General features: G+C 40.4%; 19 protein-coding genes, 1 tRNA gene and 1 pseudogene. 20 read left to right on the plus strand and 1 reads right to left on the minus strand.

The annotated features are described in order from the left end of the window. Positions 1-249 precede the first annotated feature (249 nt). The 11 genes and pseudogenes from E4K68_RS15150 (at position 250) to E4K68_RS15200 (ending at position 11095) form a co-directional block, all read left to right on the plus strand. Positions 250-588 (plus strand): PadR family transcriptional regulator, encoded by a 339-nt coding sequence (locus E4K68_RS15150; RefSeq protein WP_135379779.1) that lies wholly within the window; start codon positions 250-252, stop codon positions 586-588. Positions 589-601: 13 nt separating this feature from the next. Further along, a complete protein-coding gene (locus E4K68_RS15155) occupies positions 602-1963 on the plus strand; it encodes a permease prefix domain 1-containing protein (protein ID WP_135379780.1) in 1362 nt (453 codons plus the stop codon). A gap of 790 nt (positions 1964-2753) precedes the next feature. Continuing rightward, the gene (locus E4K68_RS15160) at positions 2754-2993 is read left to right on the plus strand and encodes a TfoX/Sxy family protein (RefSeq protein WP_135379781.1); all 240 of its coding nucleotides are present in this window, start codon (positions 2754-2756) and stop codon (positions 2991-2993) included. Positions 2994-3225: 232 nt separating this feature from the next. After that, on the plus strand, positions 3226-3672 hold the full coding sequence (locus tag E4K68_RS15165; protein WP_135379782.1) for a divergent PAP2 family protein: 447 nt from the start codon (positions 3226-3228) through the stop codon (positions 3670-3672). 73 nt (positions 3673-3745) lie between these two features. Further along, positions 3746-3952 (plus strand): hypothetical protein, encoded by a 207-nt coding sequence (locus E4K68_RS15170; protein WP_135379783.1) that lies wholly within the window; start codon positions 3746-3748, stop codon positions 3950-3952. 440 nt (positions 3953-4392) lie between these two features. Continuing rightward, positions 4393-4451, plus strand: a pseudogene (locus E4K68_RS21145) (hypothetical protein); the annotation flags it as partial. 1202 nt (positions 4452-5653) lie between these two features. Beyond that, positions 5654-6286, plus strand: a complete 633-nt coding sequence (locus E4K68_RS15180) for a MarR family transcriptional regulator (RefSeq protein ID WP_135379784.1) — start codon at positions 5654-5656, stop codon at positions 6284-6286. Between the two features lie 115 nt (positions 6287-6401). Then, positions 6402-7814 (plus strand): MATE family efflux transporter, encoded by a 1413-nt coding sequence (locus E4K68_RS15185; RefSeq protein ID WP_135379785.1) that lies wholly within the window; start codon positions 6402-6404, stop codon positions 7812-7814. 717 nt (positions 7815-8531) lie between these two features. Beyond that, the gene (locus E4K68_RS15190) at positions 8532-9740 is read left to right on the plus strand and encodes an RtcB family protein (RefSeq protein ID WP_135379858.1); all 1209 of its coding nucleotides are present in this window, start codon (positions 8532-8534) and stop codon (positions 9738-9740) included. A gap of 450 nt (positions 9741-10190) precedes the next feature. After that, on the plus strand, positions 10191-10478 hold the full coding sequence (locus E4K68_RS15195; protein WP_135379786.1) for a LysM domain-containing protein: 288 nt from the start codon (positions 10191-10193) through the stop codon (positions 10476-10478). 539 nt (positions 10479-11017) lie between these two features. Further along, positions 11018-11095: transfer RNA gene (locus E4K68_RS15200), tRNA-Pro, on the plus strand. A gap of 657 nt (positions 11096-11752) precedes the next feature. On the opposite strand, the gene E4K68_RS15205 is transcribed toward E4K68_RS15200, so the two are convergent. Further along, positions 11753-11953: a hypothetical protein gene (locus tag E4K68_RS15205; RefSeq protein ID WP_135379787.1), complete on the minus strand. Its 201-nt coding sequence runs from the start codon at positions 11951-11953 to the stop codon at positions 11753-11755. A gap of 301 nt (positions 11954-12254) precedes the next feature. On the opposite strand from E4K68_RS15205, the gene E4K68_RS21475 reads away from it, so the two are divergent. The 9 genes from E4K68_RS21475 to E4K68_RS15245 all read left to right on the plus strand — a co-directional run bounded on the left by E4K68_RS21475 (position 12255) and on the right by E4K68_RS15245 (position 20351). Beyond that, entirely contained in the window at positions 12255-12383 is a 129-nt protein-coding gene (locus tag E4K68_RS21475) for a hypothetical protein (protein ID WP_282432997.1), read from the plus strand. 45 nt (positions 12384-12428) lie between these two features. Further along, entirely contained in the window at positions 12429-13262 is an 834-nt protein-coding gene (locus E4K68_RS15210; RefSeq protein WP_243450400.1) for a DUF6544 family protein, read from the plus strand. Positions 13263-13409: 147 nt separating this feature from the next. After that, positions 13410-14114, plus strand: a complete 705-nt coding sequence (gene ric, locus E4K68_RS15215) for an iron-sulfur cluster repair di-iron protein (protein WP_135379789.1) — start codon at positions 13410-13412, stop codon at positions 14112-14114. 321 nt (positions 14115-14435) lie between these two features. Beyond that, positions 14436-14744, plus strand: coding sequence for an Ada metal-binding domain-containing protein (locus E4K68_RS15220; protein WP_135379790.1), 309 nt, complete (start codon positions 14436-14438; stop codon positions 14742-14744). Between the two features lie 134 nt (positions 14745-14878). Then, the gene (locus E4K68_RS15225; protein ID WP_135379791.1) at positions 14879-16513 is read left to right on the plus strand and encodes a class I adenylate-forming enzyme family protein; all 1635 of its coding nucleotides are present in this window, start codon (positions 14879-14881) and stop codon (positions 16511-16513) included. A 533-nt stretch (positions 16514-17046) separates the two neighbouring features. After that, positions 17047-17685, plus strand: a complete 639-nt coding sequence (locus tag E4K68_RS15230; protein ID WP_135379792.1) for a hypothetical protein — start codon at positions 17047-17049, stop codon at positions 17683-17685. Between the two features lie 115 nt (positions 17686-17800). Next, the gene (locus E4K68_RS15235; protein WP_135379793.1) at positions 17801-18442 is read left to right on the plus strand and encodes an adenylate kinase; all 642 of its coding nucleotides are present in this window, start codon (positions 17801-17803) and stop codon (positions 18440-18442) included. A gap of 256 nt (positions 18443-18698) precedes the next feature. Next, the gene (locus E4K68_RS15240; RefSeq protein WP_135379794.1) at positions 18699-19523 is read left to right on the plus strand and encodes an RMD1 family protein; all 825 of its coding nucleotides are present in this window, start codon (positions 18699-18701) and stop codon (positions 19521-19523) included. Between the two features lie 15 nt (positions 19524-19538). Then, complete coding sequence (locus E4K68_RS15245; RefSeq protein ID WP_135379795.1) at positions 19539-20351, plus strand: RMD1 family protein; 813 nt, start codon at positions 19539-19541, stop codon at positions 20349-20351. Positions 20352-20451: the final 100 nt, after the last annotated feature.

The following is a 20451-nucleotide window of genomic DNA, read 5'->3' on the forward strand; positions in this document are numbered from 1 at the left end:
ATTCTACTATTCGTACCATCTCATCTACTGGAATTTTTCTCTGTTGTGACATAATTACCCCCAGACTGAACAGTTTTTTATTTCACTGTCCTATCTGGGGGTAGCATACCAGAAATTCTCACACCAACGCATTTTGTTTTTGGAGTTGAAGAGTTGGATGAGGGAGGAGGAAATAGTTAGCTGAGTTGACATACCTAATACATCTAGGTATAGTATACCTAGATGTATTAGGTATAGCGGGTGGATTGAATGAATGTATCTAAAGACTTGATGGCCGCCTCTGCGACTCCTCTCATTTTGGCCATTCTCAAGGAAAATGACAGTTATGGCTATGCGATTATCAAGCGGGTGAAAGAGATGTCTGAGAATCAACTAATTTGGACGGAAGGTATGTTGTATCCGGTATTACATCGTCTAGAAGAACATCTATTAATTGAATCTTACTTGCGTAAATCGGAGTTAGGCCGGCAGCGTAAATATTACAGGATTAAAGAGAGTGGGTTAGCCGAGTTGGAACTGCAAAGAAAACAGTGGAAAATAGTTCATAATGCTCTTGCCAGGACCTGGAATGAAGAAAGTAATTCGTAAGGGGGATATCAAGATGTTCGATTTGGAAACACAGATTCATTTGTGGAGCGATCATTTGAGAGCTCATGGTAAGTTAAGTGATGCCGATATTGATGAATTGGAGAATCATTTGCGAGACGAAATCGAGGACTTAATAGCAACCGGACTTACGCCAGATGAAGCATTTTTAATTAGTGTCAAACGTTTAGGAAATGTAGACGCAATCTCACATGAGTTTGCCAAAGTAAATACCGAGAACCTGTGGAGACATTTATTAGTAGAAACAGTAGATTCACAAGCCAAGCAGCAAAATCGTCGCGATATTACCCTGGTGGTGATTTTTGCGTTGTTAGCTGGGACACTATTCAAAATTCCTGAACTTTTTGGTTTCGGATTACTCGATCAGGACGGTGAAATTAAAATATTCTTCATTAAAAACTTTAGTTTCTTTATTTTACCATTCATAGCGGCGTTTTTCTTGATCAAGAGGAAATCAGAGTTAAAAACATGGGCAACGATCCTGGGGATTTTTATCCTAGCAGCGGTGATTATCAATGTGTATCCGTCATTTGATCATCACAATACAGAATTTCTTACCAACGTTCATCTTCCTTTGTTTTTGTGGTTGGTCGTCGGAGCAACTTATATAGGCAGGGAGTGGCAGGGTAGTCAAGGAAGAATGAATTTTATACGCTTCACAGGTGAGGCCTTTATCTATGGTGTATTAGTCATGGCAGGTGTAATGGTGTTATTCCTGTTCACGATGGTTATTTTCAAAGCCATCCAAATTGACGTCGGAAAATTTCTTACAGAGTATTTTCTGATTTATGGAGGGTGTGCGGCAGCCATGATTACTGTTTATTTAGTCGAGGCCAAAAAAAGCGTGGTGGAGAACTTTGCACCCATTTTGGCCAAAATATTCAGTCCGCTCTTCCTGATAATTATGGTTGCTTTCTTAATAGTTATGATTATTACCGGTAAAAGTCCATTTATGGAAAGAGATTTCCTCATTGGCTTCGATTTTATGCTGGCTTTAGTACTGGGGTTAGTTTTGTACGTCATTTCGGCGCGAGATATTCGCCAGCCAGCCAACCTGTTTGATTACTTGAATCTAGCCCTGATTATGGCGGCACTGGTTATCGACGGGGTTGCTTTATCGGCAATACTTTTCCGTTTGTCCGCCTTTGGCATTACCCCCAATAAGCTGGCCGCACTAGGGGAGAATCTGGCATTGCTGGGCAACCTGGCCGGACTTGCCTGGTTATATATCGGGTATTTCAATAAGAAATTTGATTTCACCAAGATAATAAAATGGCAGACAGATTATCTCTATGTTTATTTTATTTGGACAGCAATTGTTGCCTTCATATTTCCGATTATTTTCAAGTTTAATTAATCCCTTACCTAGGGCAACAGTCGAAAAGTGACGTTGACGTTACTTCATAGTAAGTTTTTTTAGTGGAGATTATATCTCCGTGACAGGGCGCGTCGAGGTCTTAGTGCAGTTGACTTGATATTATTAGGTCAGTACCTTCATATTTTATATTTAAAATGAAAACCGGAAGATATTTTTAATACAAGAAAAGGCAATGGACGCACTCGGAAATGAGTGCGTTTTTGATATACTTGCTAGGTATATAGGCTAATGCATTCACATCAACATCAACGCACGTGGAGACGATAATAGTGCTATATCGGTGTTGAGTGAAAGCCTTGATATAAGCGGGACGTAGAGTAGGATATTAATTTTATCGCGTCGTGGTGTGTGAGGAAAGATATTTGCCAGGTCATTTTGACGGTTTGCTTTTGTACCAAGCAATAAGTTGCATTAGTTCACAAATACAGAAAATGTTGGATTTGTCTTTCTTTGCATTGTTCCTGAAGAAGGAGATAAGTAGTCTCCTTATCCAGTCACCCCATCATTCGAAGATGGGGCAAGAGTGTAATCGGGGCTTAGCAAAGAAGAACTGTCGAAGTTAAGGGATATTCTGGGTGGGTGTGATTTTGAAAAATTAAGGCCAAGGATGTGACCGATTACATACGGGTATAACTAATTAAGAAGTTGCTTGGTACGGAAATGGTAGGTTAGATTTTCAAATCTCAGATGTTGCGCCAAGTGGGTATGAATTCATGGCGAAAGTCGAAATTAGTACGGCTTACTTGCGGATGACGTACTATATTTTAAGGTGGATGACTCCAATAAGTCTGACTATGAAAGAGCAGGAATGGAACCATTCCAAGCATTTGAGGACAAACCTATGGTAATGCCCTATTATGAGGTTCCTATTGATATTTTGGAAAACAGAGAACTGTTAGCGGAATGGGCTAAGAAATCTTTATTTGCATCTAGAAATACTGACACAAAGCCCAAAAAGCAAAGACTTGAAAAGGTGGTCAATAATCCTCTAATAGGCTTATTTATTTAGTAAATAAGCCTGGTTACGAGCAGAGTGGGGAGTTATATGTTTTTAGTATTCTTTAAGTGAATGATAAATAGAGGTGAATCTGATGAATTTTGCTAAAGTACTAGCACCAATGATTGTGGTTTTTACACTTTTAGGATGTAGGCTTTCTTGCAGGAAATCAGAAGAATGGATCGACATCTCCTGTAGAAACTTTTTTCATAGAAAGATTATTTTCAGATGGGAGAATTAGAGCTTGTTTCATAACAATGTTTTACTATTTACCGCTTTGTTTTCAGCGATATTTGCTCAAATCATAAAAGTACCAATAAATTATTGGCGTAATAGAATTTGGGATTGGAAGGCAGTTTTTCAACCTGGCGGAATGCCTAGTTCACACACAGCCCTTATGGTGGGTTTAACTACTGGATGTTTATTCGAATATGGTTGGGGTGATCCCTATTTTGCAATTAGTTTTTCAATAACGCTAATTGTAATGTATGATGCCGCCGGTGTTCGAAGACAAGCGGGTCAGCATGCGGTTGTCTTAAATAAACTTACCTCGATGTTTCAAAATAGTCGTGGGAACATAGAGGCAAAAACAGGTGATACCCCACTAAAGGAGGTTCTTGGTCATAACCCAGTGGAAGTAGTAGGTGGAATTATAGTAGGAATAATCACGGCTATAGTGTTGGCTATCTAACTTTCAAGTTTCTCCTGTTTAAATAGAGCTTAAAATAACACCTATGATGACAATACAAGACAGGAGGTTTTTTATGGCTATAGATTTAGCCCTAGAACAGCGTTGGCGAGACCGCATTGAAGAATGCCCCCAGAGCGGACTGAGTGTTCAGGCGTGGTGCCTGCAAAACGGACTGAAGAATACCGCTTACCATTACTGGGTTAAAAAGTTTAAATTTCTGGAACAGCAAGAGGCAGGAGATAATACATTCGCAGAAGTGGTTCTGCTGCCGGGCGTGTGAGGGCGCATCAGTCATTCTATTCCAGTATACCCGTACCTGGGCAGGCAAAATGCCCGAAAATTTCCGGACGGTTTTTCCGGCTACCGTTATGGTTTCCACCTTTTCGTATCCGGCATAGGCATCCGTGATCAGGCGCTGTTTATGTTGGTCGCACCTGAGGCGATACTACCTGGAAGCTATTCCACTGAACAACAGAAAAAAAGAGATTCCAGGTTCCGCCGGTGCCAATATTATTACTCCATACGGTGATTAAACTCAAAAACTGTATTTGTAGAAGATAGGTCCATATAGTTAATAACAACCCTCGCTTCAATCCCTTACACAAACCTCGTTTGAGATATAAGTCACTTGATTTCCTACAAGGACCTTGATCACAGGCCCCTCCAAACATAAGGCAGACTCCGCAGAGGGTGCCTGATCAATGTCACTAAGCCTAGCTTCTGGAAAATGTTCAAGAAGTCTTTTTCGAAGTCTATTCTCCCCATACAACAGCAGGAATTCCGATCAATGAGAATGCGGACCCAGATGTGCAAAGAGATATTAGATGTGATTTATCCATGGGATATGGCTGAAGACCTCAAGATCAAGGAAATCCCGCTGTTTCCATAGGCATTTTTCAACGAGGATAGGAAAAGGACTAAAGAAAACGGAATAGAACCTATGAAATTATTAAGAGGCTACCACCCCTAATAATATAACTCCCGATAATTTAGTTCGATGATGGGTAATATTCACTTTCTATTCCAGTGTTAAGTTTGCAAGTAGTTTTTGTCTAAAATATAAAAAAGGGAGAGCAAGTTCCGTTAAACTCTCCATTTTCTATAATCAATACATAAAAAATCTCTCGCCCAACTAAAACCAACACCGATCTTTACATTACCTCGAATTAGAAACGTCGGCGGCGCCGCCTTTCGAATGGTTCAAAAAAAAATGGGAAGAAAGGGAAAAATGGGAAGAAAGGGAAAAACGGAAATCGCCGAAATTCAGAACGATTAAATCTTGGCATATATATCTGTCCTCCTTCGTAATAGAAGTGTGCTTTTACAAATTCGTTATTAAAAGATAACTCCCAATGCTATCAGGATTAAGATAGCTATAGCAATGATACCTACTCCTGCTCCTGCTCCGTCTCCACCATAACCGTACATTATTTCTCCTCCTTTTTAACTAGAATTCAGTAGCGAATTTGAAAGAGTATAGAATTAAAAAACAATACCCATAGCGATAAGCAAAAGAATGATCACGACTACAATCGCTATTCCTTCTCCAAAACGGTTTTTTGGTCTGCAATCATCTAGATCAACACCACTGAATGCCATTTGTATTTCCTCCTTTGCTAAAGATAGTACATAATATGCACAAGTTAGGGTATTGGTACAATATGGTAAAATATTGTCCTACTCGTTTTGCTCTCATCTGAGGTGTTGGGAACCTTTTGGCTTTACAGTGCCTTTATTGAACCTAAATATAATATATATTTATATATGCCTTTTAACGTAACAGGGCACGTTGGCGTTACCTCATTGTAAGGTATGGTTTGGGCTCAGAACTTGATAAGAAATTTTTGCGTTGGTTGGATAAACATTGATACATATTGCAAGGTACCTGAGAAATAAATCTTGACAAAACAATAAGGTACCTGTATTATGCAGTATATAAGGTACCTTATAAGAAACTTACTCTACTAAAAGGAGGGTATATATGAACGAAGAGAACGAGCAGAACTACGACTTGACTGAACAATTTACACGTATGGAGTGGTTACTCCATCGATACCATCAACAAAATCATACGCATCATGGGCCGATGGGGGATCCTCGCAAAGGGCAAGGCAGAGTGCTAGCTGTCCTTAAGATGCAGCCGGAAATTAGCCAAAAAGAGTTATTGTTCCTGCTAGACATGCGCCCCCAATCCTTGGGCGAGCTTCTTACTAAGTTGGAAAAGAACGGATACATTACCCGTACTCAATCGGAAACTGACCGCCGAATTATGAATATTAAGCTCACTAAAGAGGGAACCGAGGCAACAACTGAGCAAGAATTCAGCTTTGACAAGCTGTTTGAATGTCTGAGTGAAGAAGAGCAAATAAATTTGAGTATCTATCTCAACCGTATCATCGAAACGATTGAAGCTCAGCTTGGCGACGAACAACCCGGACCTGGTTTCGATCCGCGCCAACGTGGTGGCAATCCGTTTGACCCTCGCTTTGGCTTTGATCCTCATTCAGAAATGGGTCATGGTCCGGGAATGATGCCTTTTGGTCGCAGTCCTGGTATGAACCGAGGACACGGAGAATGGCCTGCCCCACCACAAAAGAAACCTGACGAAGAATAAGCAGAATTACACCACATAATATGAAGGCATTGCCGCGAAACAATGGCATTAAAGCATTGCCTTTATTTTTTTATGCCAATTTTAGGACGCGTACAACGTGGAAGGAGTTTTTAATATGGAAAATACAGATCAGAAATCGCTCTATTACCTCGAAAAAGCGCCTGTATCTAAAGCAATTATGCACATGGTTATTCCCATGATGCTGAGTTTTATCGCTACGATTATTTATAATATCACCGATGCCTTTTTTATTGGTAAACTTGATAATACAGCCATGATGGCAGCGGTCACACTTGCCTTACCGTTTTCAACGTTCCTGATGGCGCTTAGTAACCTATTCGGGGTAGGCTCGGGAACCTATGTGTCGAGACTTTTGGGCGAGGGTAATGCGGACGGAGCAAAAAAAGTTTCGTCTGTGAACTTTTGGTCATCCATGCTCACTGGAGTCATTTTTATGGCAATATGTCTACCGCTGCTAACTCCCCTTTTACAGCTTTTGGGAGCAAGCGGTGACACGTTGTGGTATACAAGAGATTATATCCTGATCTTTGTCATCGGCGCTCCGTTTATTATTGCCAATTTCTCGCTGGGGGAAAGTGTTCGTGCAGAGGGTGCATCCACCGCAGCCATGATTGGAATGTTAGCCGGCATCATAATCAACATCCTACTCAACCCTGTTTTCATTTTTTTCCTGCACATGGGCATCAGGGGATCCGCACTGGCCTCAGTCTTTGGCAATGTGGTTTCTGTTGCATGGTTCCTCTATTATCTGCAGAAGAAAAGTGCCGTTCAAAGTGTGTCAATTAAGGACTTTAAACCAAGTAAAGAGATATATTCTAATATTTTTAAAGTAGGAGTTTCAGCCTTTTTGCTTGATGGATTTATGGTAATTACCTGCTTGCTTTTCAACAATTTTGCTGTTCTCTACGGCAACAACGTTGTCGCAGGACTTGGTATCGCCCAGAGAGTTGTTCAAATTGCAGACTTTATCAGCATGAGTTTTGCAGTGGGAGCCGTACCGCTGATTGCCTTTGCCTATTCTGCCAAGAATTATATGCGCTTAATGGAGATTATCAAGACAACCACACTCTACATGATGGGCATTACAATGGGGATCACGGCGATTCTCTTTGTTCTCAGAGTGCAGGTCATGGGTGCCTTTAGTATTGATGCTGAGGTTATTGCCATCGGGCAAACCATTCTCGTGGCGCAGCTTTGCTCCACCATTTTTGCTGGCTTATCCGCACTGTTTACAGGCGTCTTTCAAGCGTTTGGAAAAGGTGTGCAATCCTCAGTTATGTCTGTTATTAGGGGCATTGCCTTTATTCCTATTTTGTTTTTAGGAAATAGGCTATTTGCAGTTAATGGAGTTATTTGGGCTAATACGATTTCCGAAGCATTAGCCTGTATAGTCGGGCTTATCCTGTTTCTGGGAATCTGGAGAAACAGCTTGGGGAATACGCAAACGATGAGGGAAACAATAACGCCGATAACCGATTTTAAGGACAATGTCCTAGGGAGTGATTAGCATTTATTGTACAGTGGTCATGGCAATATGACTAAAATAAAACTATAGCTCTTTTGGGGTGACAGGGCACGTTGAGTGCGTAATAGTGCTATATCGGTGTTGAGTGAAAGCCTTGATATGAGCGGAATGTAGAGTAGGATATTACTTTTATGGTTTCGTCGTGTCTGGGGAATATATTCAATTTGTCTCGCCAGATCGTTCATATTTTGGACGGTCTGGCTCGCTTGTTTTTTACTAATGACAAATTGATAAAGGAATAAGAACTTCTGGTAATTTTCTACATATGGGATATATTTGATTGGCCAACGAGAGTAGTTTGGATTCGACATCTAATAGTTGGTCAATAATTTGAAGAGGTGGTATACTCAAGTCTGGTTTGTGGATTAAAATGTCAGGTGTAACATGCTCCTCGGACTCGATGCCCATTCTTTCATATTTCGTATTTAAGAGGAAGCATTAGAGAAAATATGGGGATAGCAGCAGGTGGAGGACAGGCCAGGGAATCATGACGGAAGACAAGATTACTTTAAGGCTAGATTTAAGTCTACCAGTATAAGATTATCGGATCCATTAAAGTTATGAAGTAAAGTCCTTCGAGGAACAGCTTTAGATCTTTTTGCAACTCATCTTAAGTGGCTTTCTGAAGGGAAACACTGGATAAATTGCATTAGGAAATCTTTTTACTTAGATAATACAAGAATGAAGACGGTGAGAAAAATGTTGAAGATTAATGGGAAATATAATATAGCGAAAGTGTATACCGATATTCTGGAAGAAGGTGCTGCTACTCAGATTGAAACCCTTTGCAATCAGGAGTTTGTAAAAGAGAGCAAAATCCGGATCATGCCGGACGTTCATGCAGGGGCCGGTTGTACAATTGGAACCACCATGACCATTGCAGACAAAGTGGTACCTAATTTAGTGGGTGTGGATATCGGTTGCGGTATGGAAACCATCTTGCTCAGCAACAAACGCCTGGAAATGCAAAAGCTTGATAAGTTAATTTACGAGAATATTCCGTCAGGATTTGAGGTGCGGAAGACGCCACATCGCTATAACGAGCAGATCGATTTAACGCAGATCCGTTGTCACAAGGCAGTAAAACTGGACAGGGCACAAAAGAGTATTGGGACATTAGGAGGCGGCAATCATTTTATTGAGGTCAATAAGGATGAGGAGGGCAGCCTGTATGTTGTCGTTCACTCGGGCAGCCGTCATCTAGGCCTTGAAGTGGCCAAATATTACCAAGAAGCTGGCTATAATCAGTTAAACCATAATGACAAATCAGACATGGAGACACTCATTGCCCACTACAAGTCTGAAGGACGTGATAATGAAATCCAGAATGCTTTAAAGGAATTCAAAAATCAGGTGCTGACAGATATTCCGTTTCCTCTTGCTTATGTAACTGGCAGTCTCTTTGAGGACTATATTCATGATATGAAGATCGTCCAGCGGTTTGCAGAGCTGAACCGTAAAGCGATGATTACTGAGATCGTAAAAGGAATGAAATTTAACGTAGTGGAGCAGTTCACTACTACTCATAATTACATCGATACCGATACGATGATCTTACGGAAAGGCGCGGTATCCGCTAAGAAAGGGGAAAGGCTTTTAATTCCGATCAATATGAGGGATGGCAGTCTTATCTGTGTCGGCAAAGGTAATGAGGATTGGAACTGCTCTGCTCCCCATGGCGCAGGCAGGCTCATGAGTAGGACCAAAGCAAAACAAAGTTTTACCGTTTCAGAATTTAAAACACAGATGAAGGATGTCTATACGACATCTGTCAATAAGGAAACTTTGGATGAGTGTCCGATGGCCTATAAGAATATGGATGACATCGTAAACAATATCGGGCCTACGGCAGATATTGTTAAAGGTATTAAACCGATTTATAACTTTAAGGCTGGAGAAGAGGATTAAGAAAGAGAACAACTAAAGAATAGCGTCGGTATTTTGGAAACAGAATGCCGGTTTTTTTAATATATCAGAAAGTATAAGTTTTTGGGGGTTCCCCCTTTGCTTGCTCCTTTGGTATTTGTAGTTTTATTGAAACAAATATTTTGAGACGAATAGTTTTATCGTGAAAGAAAGTGAAGCAAGGATATCGCGATGAAAGGGCTACAAATACATGTAATCGAGGATGACAACCGGCGGCTTTGAAGGAAGATGGCGCAAAAAAACAGTTCCAGAGTATTGTTTAACCCTAAAACTCAGTTTTCGAAAATTAAAGTATGATGTTGTATATGATATATAAAAAATCTGCCGTAGCAATTTTAAATTAAAAATCCTCTTGCAAAAGTACGTGCACAGGAAAATCTTTCCCGCAATAAAATGAGTATGGGTAATTTTGGGAAAGAAAGGATGTTTGTAATGTACTATATAGTTCAACCAGGAGATTCTCTGCATAATGTTGCTATGCAGTATCATACAACGGTTAGACATTTGCTGGATTTAAATCCTCGAATCAGTAATCCTAATAGAATTCATGTTGGTGAAAGAATTGAAGTTGGTAATCAATGGAGTGGTCTCAATCCATGGAGGGGAAACGAATATATGAGGGGCCAGAAAGAATATCAAAGGGGTCGTGAAGAATATCGAAAGGGCCGCGCCGAGTATCACAAGGGTCGTGAGGAATACTCAAGACATCATGGTCGGTAAAAGGATTGAAATCAGTTAGGTAATCAATGGGGCGATTGCTGATGGTAGATATATAAAAGGATCGTAAAGTTACGGTCCTTTTCGCTTTGGCAGATAAAGGTTATTTACTACACCTTGGCGAACCACTTACCAAGATATAGGAGGTAATCCTCTAAAAAAGTATATAAACTGCTACTACTTTTCTGCGCATTAAACATTGTAGATTACATAACAACCATCCTAGCAATAAGCCACGGAGCATTAGAAGTAAATCCAATAGCAAATTACTTCGTCAGCAATAATTCTCTTCATTATTTCAACTCGTTGGAGTTGGCTTACTTTGTATTTATCTAATTTATATGGCAAAAAGGAATCTGGAGGCCAGTTAAGTGTGCTAAGGGCGCTGTGGGCGACAAATTTGGCATTTAGCTTGCTATGTATTTATAACGTGGTTGGGTTTTTATCAAGAAGTATGAAAGCACTTTAATTCCAAAGTGCTTTCATACTTCTTGACGAATAGACTGAGCTGAGCTATACTAATATTCGATCGAATTATCAATCGGGGCATAGCGCAGCTTGGCTAGCGCGCCTGCCTTGGGAGCAGGAGGCCGGGGGTTCGAATCCCTCTGCCCCGACCATGAATTTCCCAATCTTCCTCGGTTGATATGGTAACTTGGGTTGACTATACGGGGGTTTGAATCCCTCCAGTGCACCAATATTATAAAATATTATGATGTTCGAGACCCATCTTACACCGCATACTTCACACTTATGTTCTAGATGTTCAATTACATACAACATTAACGCGCAAGTCATTCTGATCTAGTCAGAAGGGTCTTGCGCGTTAATGTTGATATGGACTATCGGGCCATCTTGTAACTATGTATTCCATGATTACCGATCCCCTTCGGATGCGCTTAGTCTAACGGGTACCGTATAACCAAAGGATGACTATCGCATCCAACTGCCGGATCATTCCAAGATTGGGTAAAGGGCGTAACGCTCACCAAAGAGGAACTGAAGCTGTTAAGGGATGCTTTGAGTGGGTTGAATCTGTAAAATTAAAGTTAGTACCGTGGGCAGAATGTCTGATAATCAGTAACCCCTACACTCTATTGAGTGTAGGGGATTTTTTGACATCAGTTCGTTTTTTCGCTATGTTTCGCCGTCATTCTGGAATATAGTTGTGCTGATTGAAATAGTCAACAGGTTCTTAGTGGTTTATAATCAATATTTAAAAGTATTCCCCGTTTAAGTGCTCTCTTTTTTGATTTGTTTTTTTAAATGATGGAAGGTTAACTTGTTTGTCCTTGTCCTTGTCCTTGTCCTTGTTGTTGCGGTTGAGCCTGCTGTTGAATCGGTACTAATCCTTGTGTTTCATGTAATAGAGCCTGCCTTTTTAACTCGCTATAACTATCTTCCATCTGCGAATATTTATCTTTAAGTTGTTCTGATTTACTGGCTGAAGCCACTATTTCAATTTCTTTATTGATCAAGAAAGAACGCCTCCCTTAAATTTTTTAACTTATTACCTATAAAGTCTTCCCTGAATTGCAGGAATCATGTTTGGAATTTTATAGTGATATTATTTAACTGATTACAAAAAGAAGTTCGGAATGATGTTGCTCGCCGGATCATGCGAAGATGGGGAAGGGTGTAACGTCAGAAGTAAATCCAATAACAAATTAACTTTGTCAGCAATAATGCTCTTCATTATTTCAAGCTGATTGGGGTTGGCTCACACAGAAAATCATGCCATTATGATGTATGAACTATTGCTGAGAGAAGGGACAAAGAATGTTCAAGCATGAATTTGCAGCTAATGAGCTTCCCATTGGTGGCCGTCAGGAATGTTGGTACTGTTGCCAACATCCTGATTATTACGGGGCTATTCTTGCTGAAATAGAACGTGTTACTCTGAAGTAAATTAAGAGAGGAATGATGAAAGTGCCTAAATTCGTACCGATAATCTTGGGAATACTCATAATGTTCTTTTGCCTATCGCTTATAGTCACGTTTGTTGCAAATAGCTTATTTACAAAAAAGGTAGAAAGTGAAGTAGAAGCACTCTTCGCTAATCATAAACAGCAAGAAAAAGGCCTTGTTAGCAAGGCAGAGTTAGTAGGCCTGCCTTCTCCGGTACAAAAATGGTTGGAATACTCCCAATTGGTTGGGAAGGAGAGAATCAGCACAGTTCGTTTGAAACAAGTTGGATCTTTGCGCATGAAAATAGAGCAGCCTTGGATGGCTGAAGAGGCGGAACAATATTTTACTACTGTAGAACCGGGGTTTATTTGGAAAGCCAAGATTAAGCCTGCTCGGGTTCTATTCATCGCGGGAAGAGACAGATACTCTAACGGCCAGGGAAATATGCTTATTAGGCTTCTTTCGTTAATCACTGTGGCCAACGGCTCGGGCCCGGAAATCGACCAGGGTACCATGCTGAGATACCTGGCTGAAACTGTGTGGTTTCCATCGGCTGCCTTAAGCGACTACATAACCTGGGAAGCGATTAATGAAACTTCTGCGAGGGCAAGTATGAGTTACGGTGGAGTAACCGCATCAGGTGTATTTACCTTTAACGAAAAGGGTGAGGCCGTTAACTTTACTGCTAAAAGATATATGGACAACAACGGGAAGTATTCCTTGGAAACGTGGTCTGTATCCATGAGAGATTATAAAGTGTTTGAGGGAATAAAAATCCCTACCAAGGGAGAGCTGACCTGGAAATTACAATCTGGAGATTTCACTTGGTTTAATTGGGAGATCACCGATATTGAGTACAACAAGCCTATCGCTTATTAAAAAAGTGTGGTTTTTGCGACTGATTTTTAGCTCGATGTTAACGCTTACAAAAGTCCACCTATAGAAGATCATAGTTCTGGGAACGATAGTGTTAGCTTAGCGTTGAATGAAATATGTTACTAACTATTTTAAGGAGGGTTTTAAAATATGTTTACAACGGAAAATAGGATCGGAGACATTGTCGCGCAATTTCCAAAGTCTGCAGACGTGTTAAAGGCTTATAGTATTGACTTTTGCTGCGGCGGTGATCGTCCCTTAGCAGAAGCATTAAAAGAAAAAAATTTAGATGACCAAGAGGTACTGACTAAAATTAATCAAATGTACGTAAACTCCAAGAATATCAAATCCAAAGATACAGACTGGACTAAAGCAACTTTAGCCACACTGACAGATCATATAGTACAAAAACATCATCGTTATCTGAATGAAGAGTTACCCAAAATCAGTGAATATGTAACTAGAATTCTAAATGTTCATGGCGATCACCATCCCGAATTGAAACAAGTCAATACGCTCTTTCACAAGCTTAAAGACGAATTAGAGGAGCATCTTGTTAAAGAAGAACAGATTGAATTCCCGTTAATAAAGGCTTATGAGGAAAACCCTTCCCACGACAAGCTAAACCGCGCTTTGATCGTGATGGGCGATTTGGAAAAGGAACATGTTGGAGCAGGCGATATCCTCAAAGAGCTGCAGCGAATAACAGATAACTTCAAGATCCCAGCTGATGGCTGTAATAGTTACGGACTTACGTATGCAAAGCTTTCCGAACTCATGAACGATACCTTTCAGCACATTCATCTGGAAAATAACATTTTATTCCCACGTCTTAAGGCGAAGCAATTGCATTAACGCATTGTCCCGACGCATACCAATTTTAATAATAGGTTAACGCTTAAAAAGTAAGGGTTAAATGGCCCCTTATCTTGAATTCGGGATATGGGGCCATTTGACGCTTACCAATGAGAATCAAACTAATAGTTATGAGAAAGACTCAAATATAAATGATCTTGTGGATCATTCTAAGATGGGGAGAGCGTAATGCTTTCTGATGAAGTTAAGCTAGGGGCACGGTCATTGGTTTAGGTAAACAGTGGGTAAAAGTTCTCCCATGAAGATAGGTAATCCTAGTCACTCAAATGACTAACAATTATTCAAAGAAAGGGTATCAGATTGGCTGATAATAATTCCACAAAAAATTATAGACTTCTAGATGCAAATGGAAAAGCCTATGAAAGTGACACTAAGGGAACCTTAGGAGGTCATCGTAAACACAAAATATATGGTCGTTTAGATTGTCCATCAGCCTTACGTTACATAGCTAAGAGGCAACATGTGAAAAATCGCGTGTTTTTTGCAGACGAAGGGACAGCGATTGCGGCGGGATATCGTCCATGTGCGAAATGTATGCCAAAAGAGTATGCTGTATGGAAAACAAAGAAATTAATTGTGATTTCCCTCCTCTTTCATGGTGACAAGTAATTAATCAACAGGTTTTAAAACCATTGATTAATTACTTTTTGCACTATATAATTTATTTTGTCGAGTTTTTGAAGTACGGTTTTTTTGATTTAGGTAATTCTTTGGTTTGTTGGAAGAACGGGAGGAAAGAGAAAATGCCGATCACGGAACTACTATTGCGCAATGCCAAGACCTATGGCCAGGAACTATGCCTAACCGAGATTAATTTGGATCTCCAGGAAAGACATAATATCACCTGGCGTGAATATGAACTGATTGAAAACAACCCGGCAGGCGAATACCGACGAGAAATGACTTGGAGTGTTTTTGACGAGAAAGCAAATCGACTGGCCAATCTGCTGCTGAAGAGGGGAATAAAAAAAGGGGATAAGGTTGCTATTCTGTTAATGAATTGCCTGGAGTGGTTGCCGATTTATTTTGGAATCTTAAAAACGGGAGCCATCGCAGTACCCTTGAATTTTCGCTACACCGCTGAGGAAATAAAATATTGTTTAGGGTTATCCGAAACTAACGCCTTAATTTTCGGGCCTGAATTTATCGGCCGGGTGGAAATGATTTATGATCAGATACCTGAAGTGAGGGCTCTTCTTTTTGCAGGCGAGAACCGTCCTTCTTTTGCTGAAAGCTATGACCGTCTTACCGCCAATTGTTCCTCCGAGGCGCCTAAGATCAAGCTTACGGATGAAGATGATGCGGCAGTCTATTTCTCCTCGGGGACGACGGGATTTCCGAAGGCCATACTGCATACGCACCAAAGCCTGATGTCGTCATGTTATACGGAAAACAAACACCATAGTCAAGAGCGGGAAGACAATTTTTTGTGCATTCCGCCGCTGTACCATACTGGCGCTAAGATGCATTGGTTCGGGAGTTTACTGTCCGGAAGCAAAGCAGTATTGCTTCGTGGTGTTAAGCCTGAATGGATACTCAAAACTGTTTCTGAAGAAAAAATTACGATTGTCTGGCTTTTGGTCCCTTGGGCACAGGACATTCTGGATGCCTTAGAAAGAGGAGATGTGAAGCTGGAAGATTATGATCTTGCTCAGTGGAGACTAATGCATATCGGTGCTCAGCCTGTTCCACCCAGCTTAATTCGCCGCTGGAAAAAATATTTTCCCGACCATCTTTATGATACGAACTATGGTCTGAGCGAATCTATTGGTCCCGGATGTGTCCATTTAGGGACTGAGAATATTCATAAAGTCGGCGCTATAGGGATACCCGGACACAATTGGGAAGTCAAGATTACCGATGAGATTGGATGCTCTGTAACCCAGGGACAGGTTGGCGAATTAGTTGTCAAGGGGCCGGGCGTAATGAAATGCTACTACAACGACCCTGAGGCGACTGCGGCTGCGATCAAAGGTGACTGGTTGTATACCGGAGATATGGCTCGGATGGATGAAGACGGCTTTATTTATTTGGTTGACCGGAAAAAAGATGTGATTATTAGCGGCGGAGAAAATTTATATCCGGTACAAATTGAGGATTTTATCCGTGCGCATAAGGCAATTAAGGATGTCGCAGTCATTGGATTGCCGGATGACCGTCTAGGTGAAATCGCGGCTGCTATCATAGAACTAAAACCGGGCTACAAGTGTACAAAAGAAGAAATAAAGTCATTCTGTGCTCCAATGCCGCGTTACAAACGACCGAGCAAAATTATTTTTGACGAAGTCCCGCGCAACCCTACTGGAAAGATTGAAAAACCCCGTTTGAGGGATAAATTCGGTGGGTCAAGTTTAGTGGCTACTCAAACGCAGAGATAAAATAGACACATTTTGGCGCAACTATGTTTGAAAAGACTGTTTCCCTTAGTTGGGGAACAGTCTTCGTTCGTTAGGGGAAGGTGGTTCTTGATGATGTATCAATATATTGATACAATTACATATAATAAAGTGAGATGTGCGAGCCACCTATTGCAACAATTATGAGCGAAAGAACAAAGAAATATCGGGTCCAATGTAAAAAGCCTAGGTATTTCACCTAGGCAAAAACCATTAGGTTACTGCAGGGACTGCGATCAATAGCCATAATGCAACTAAAAACCTAATAATCCCAATAATCCTAATAGCCCGAATAGCCATATAGGCATTCCTGTTCACCTGCCAATTTAGAATGCCATAGTCAGAGAAGGTTCTTGATGTATATTATTCAGAATGTCCATTGAATGTTCTTGGATCAGAATGCGCGATAACTGATGACAAAAGCACCTTTATCGAAAAACATGATGTAACAGATTTTCTAGATATGGCAAAGAACCTAAGTATGTGCCTAAGTAAACTTAAAAGAGGAAGAACGTATGGTAATAAGGTCAATACAAAACGAGGACTTATTTATAATAAAGGATGAAGTTGCCCAGAATACTTTTTATGGTTGTGATCAAGAATGGTATACCACTGAATGGCAGCGTCGATCTGGATGTGGCCCGACTGTTGTGGCAAATATTTTGTATTATCTCAACCGTACGCTTAGAGGTTCCAGAACAGGCAGTCTCCCATTGACTAAGAGCGAGGCTCTTTCACTAATGGAAGAAGTCTATCAATATGTAACTCCGACACCGCGAGGAATTCCCTCAACAGAACTTCTCTATGATGATGTGCTTAATTATGCTAAAGTAATGGCGCTGAATATGAAACTTGCTATTTTCAATGTACCAAAAAATCGGGTATTACGCCCGCTATTTCACCAGCTCATATTATTTTTGGACAAAGCGTTGTGTAATGATACACCTATTGCCTTCCTCAATTTAGATAATGGAGCAGAGAAACGACTGGATTCTTGGCACTGGGTGACAATCATCTCATTAGAATACGTATTAGATGGAAGCATCGCCATCATAAGCATCCTGGATGGAGGAACCATTAAAAAAATAGATTTAGCTCAATGGTTCTTCACTACAACACTTGGTGGTGGGTTTGTAAGTTTTGATTTTGTTTAGATAAAATCTTCCACTCCAAGGAGGAATTACCTCTTTTTCCGTCGAAGATGTTGTAATGCAGGAAGGGGTATCACTGTGTTGCACTTGAAATGATGAAACAAGAGGAGGAAGAACAATGAAGATAATATTAATGGGTGGCCCAGGTGCAGGTAAGGGGACGCAGGCAAATCCACTAGTTGAGCGTTTTCATTTCCCACATATTTCGACAGGTGACATGTTTAGAGCTGCTATTAAAGAAGGCACAGCCTTAGGTCTAAAGGCTAAATCCTTCATGGATGCAGGTGGCTTGGTCCCTGATGAAGTGACGATTGGGATTGTTGAGGAACGGTTAGCGTTACCGGATTGTACGGATGGATTTCTTCTTGATGGATTTCCAAGGACACTGGCCCAAGGTAGTGCTTTAGCTGATATTTTAAATCGCCTTGGCATGAAGCTCGACGGTGTTATCAACATTGAAGTTGACGAAGAGGTGTTAATTCCTAGATTAACTGGACGACGTGTATGTCGGAAGTGCGGATCTTCCTACCATATGATCTTCAATCCACCTCAGCAAGAGGGAGTATGTGGTCAATGTGGTGGAGAACTTTATCAACGTTCTGATGACACTATTGAAACAGCTAAGAATCGCTTAAATGTTTATAATTCGCAGACGGAACCTTTGATCGCGTTCTACGAGGAAAAAGGATTGTTAAAGCGTATTAATGGAGATCAAGCAATTGATCTGGTTTTTCAGGATATTCTGAAAGCCTTGGCCTAATAACATAAAAAATAATTGCCAAATGCTTTGACGGAAAAGAAAGGGAGAGCTCAACTGCTCTCCCTTTTTGTATAGCTAAAAATAGGCATGGTTAATTGTATCGTGTGTATTTTGCAGACGAAGAGACATCAATTACGGCGGGGTCCGTAGTACTGATGCGGTTTGTAGATAAGTAGTAGAAAAATGCTTTTACTGTATATACTACAACTATCTACTTGTTGTCGCTAGATATTACACAGAAAGTTAGGGAAATCCTATGAATGACTTAAAGTTTAAAGCCTATGCAGTGACCAATGAAATCGATCTTAATAAGATTGCCGTAGAATGCAACATCAGGAAAAAGTATACCTGGGAGGAGCCTCTTCTTCTTCAGGACGAAGTGCTTGGAAAAATTATCGGAGAGAAACCCGGGGAAGATGAGAATATCCTAGTTTTTTCGTTTGGGAGTATTGTTTTTATTAACTCGACCCAACAGCATACTGAACCATTAATGCGCTATCTGAAAAGTATAAAGTCTGATATCGATATCGGACATTATGACAGGTTTCAGGAAGACTATATACTTCATCCGGTTGAGGGTGAAGAAATTGAGTTTACGGACCGCTATGTTCAGATTTCAAATATGGCGTTATTTCATCCTCAGCTAGTTTCAATCGTGATTGCCAAATCTGTAGCGCTTGAAAGGATAGAAGAGCAGCTGGGCAAAATTCTTGATGATCTTGAAAGCAAAATTGATAATCTGGAAAAGGGTAAATTAAATATTGGCAACAGAGAACTGGCCAAGACAACTTCAAGGATTGTCAGGCATGAATACAATACTATTGCGTATATCATGATTCTTGACAAACCCGACATTACCTGGATCAACAGTGATGCAGCAGATTTTTACGAAAAGATGTCAGAGTTTTTTGAGCTAAATGACCGGTACGAGGTTATAAAAAGCAAGACTGAAATCCTTAAAAGTATCATTGACGGATTGGCATCCATAAGCCATTCAATACGTGGATTGTTTGTTGAGTGGGTGATTGTTCTGCTGATTGTTATTGAAGTGGTGCTTATGGTGTTGGATTTAATCAGGTGAAGACAGGTGTAATATATGGAAAGAATAATCCTTAATACATATAAAGTTGCGACAAGACTTCCTCTCGTGCAGATAGCCTCATTTATTAATCTAAGGCAAGACGTAGGCTGGAAGGAATATATTAAATTCGACAGGGCAGAAACTGAGAAGATCTTATCATATGCTTCAGAAAACAAGGTGGTGTACTTATATAAATACGGATGTATAACCTTTTTAAACTTCAATCAAGATGAGATCTCTATATTTCTTGACTATTTGGGGACGTTGTTCATTGATTTAGATTATAAATTGCTTTCAAAATTTAATGAGACCCATGAGATGATCCTTTCAGACGATGTCTATGTAAACCTGTGGGAAGGCGATGAGGTCAAATTTCATTATCAACAGCACATAGATGATATAGCAGCAACAGTTTTAGCAAAATCCACCGAACTTTACAAGATTGAAACCGAGCTTTCGGAGGTTTTAGATGAGGCAGGTACTTTCATACATCAACTAAATAAGGGGTATCTAAGGGCAAATTCCAAAAAGGTGGCTTCAACCCTTGCCAAAAGTATCCGGTTTAGATACAGAAGTATTGAGAGTGTAAGGCTTCTTGATAGACCCTCAGAGTTTAAAAGGACCCTTGAATCAAGACAGCTATTTGACAAGATGAGTGAGTATTTCGAGCTCAATGAACGATATGCTGTTTTATCAAATCAGATGGATGTTTTAGACTCAATAACGGGAGAATATCTTAGCTTTAGAAGCAAACAATCAGAAAGGAGACTTCTGCTATTCGAAATTTTACTTCTTGCTAGCTTTCCACTTCTGCACATCCTGTCTTAATAAAACCAAGTTGTGAAAGGTTTATTGTAAGGGTAAAGTATAATTCTCCCTTTTGTAACGTTTGAGTCTTATAGCAAAGGGTCCTACTCGGCGTAACCAC

The sequence above is a fragment of the Desulfosporosinus sp. Sb-LF genome (genome assembly GCF_004766055.1).
In the GTDB taxonomy this organism is placed as follows: Bacteria; Bacillota; Desulfitobacteriia; order Desulfitobacteriales; family Desulfitobacteriaceae; genus Desulfosporosinus.

Excerpts from the sequence above, each read along its gene's own strand:
- E4K68_RS15150 (WP_135379779.1), top strand. The coding sequence starts at position 250 with ATGAATGTATCTAAAGACTTGATGGCCGCCTCTGCGACTCCTCTCATT.
- E4K68_RS15155 (WP_135379780.1), top strand. The coding sequence starts at position 602 with ATGTTCGATTTGGAAACACAGATTCATTTGTGGAGCGATCATTTGAGA.
- E4K68_RS15170 (WP_135379783.1), top strand. The coding sequence starts at position 3,746 with ATGGCTATAGATTTAGCCCTAGAACAGCGTTGGCGAGACCGCATTGAA.
- E4K68_RS15180 (WP_135379784.1), top strand. The coding sequence starts at position 5,654 with ATGAACGAAGAGAACGAGCAGAACTACGACTTGACTGAACAATTTACA.
- E4K68_RS15185 (WP_135379785.1), top strand. The coding sequence starts at position 6,402 with ATGGAAAATACAGATCAGAAATCGCTCTATTACCTCGAAAAAGCGCCT.
- E4K68_RS15190 (WP_135379858.1), top strand. The coding sequence starts at position 8,532 with ATGTTGAAGATTAATGGGAAATATAATATAGCGAAAGTGTATACCGAT.
- E4K68_RS15195 (WP_135379786.1), top strand. The coding sequence starts at position 10,191 with ATGTACTATATAGTTCAACCAGGAGATTCTCTGCATAATGTTGCTATG.
- E4K68_RS21475 (WP_282432997.1), top strand. The coding sequence starts at position 12,255 with ATGTTCAAGCATGAATTTGCAGCTAATGAGCTTCCCATTGGTGGCCGT.
- ric (WP_135379789.1), top strand. The coding sequence starts at position 13,410 with ATGTTTACAACGGAAAATAGGATCGGAGACATTGTCGCGCAATTTCCA.
- E4K68_RS15225 (WP_135379791.1), top strand. The coding sequence starts at position 14,879 with ATGCCGATCACGGAACTACTATTGCGCAATGCCAAGACCTATGGCCAG.
- E4K68_RS15230 (WP_135379792.1), top strand. The coding sequence starts at position 17,047 with ATGGTAATAAGGTCAATACAAAACGAGGACTTATTTATAATAAAGGAT.
- E4K68_RS15235 (WP_135379793.1), top strand. The coding sequence starts at position 17,801 with ATGAAGATAATATTAATGGGTGGCCCAGGTGCAGGTAAGGGGACGCAG.
- E4K68_RS15240 (WP_135379794.1), top strand. The coding sequence starts at position 18,699 with ATGAATGACTTAAAGTTTAAAGCCTATGCAGTGACCAATGAAATCGAT.
- E4K68_RS15245 (WP_135379795.1), top strand. The coding sequence starts at position 19,539 with ATGGAAAGAATAATCCTTAATACATATAAAGTTGCGACAAGACTTCCT.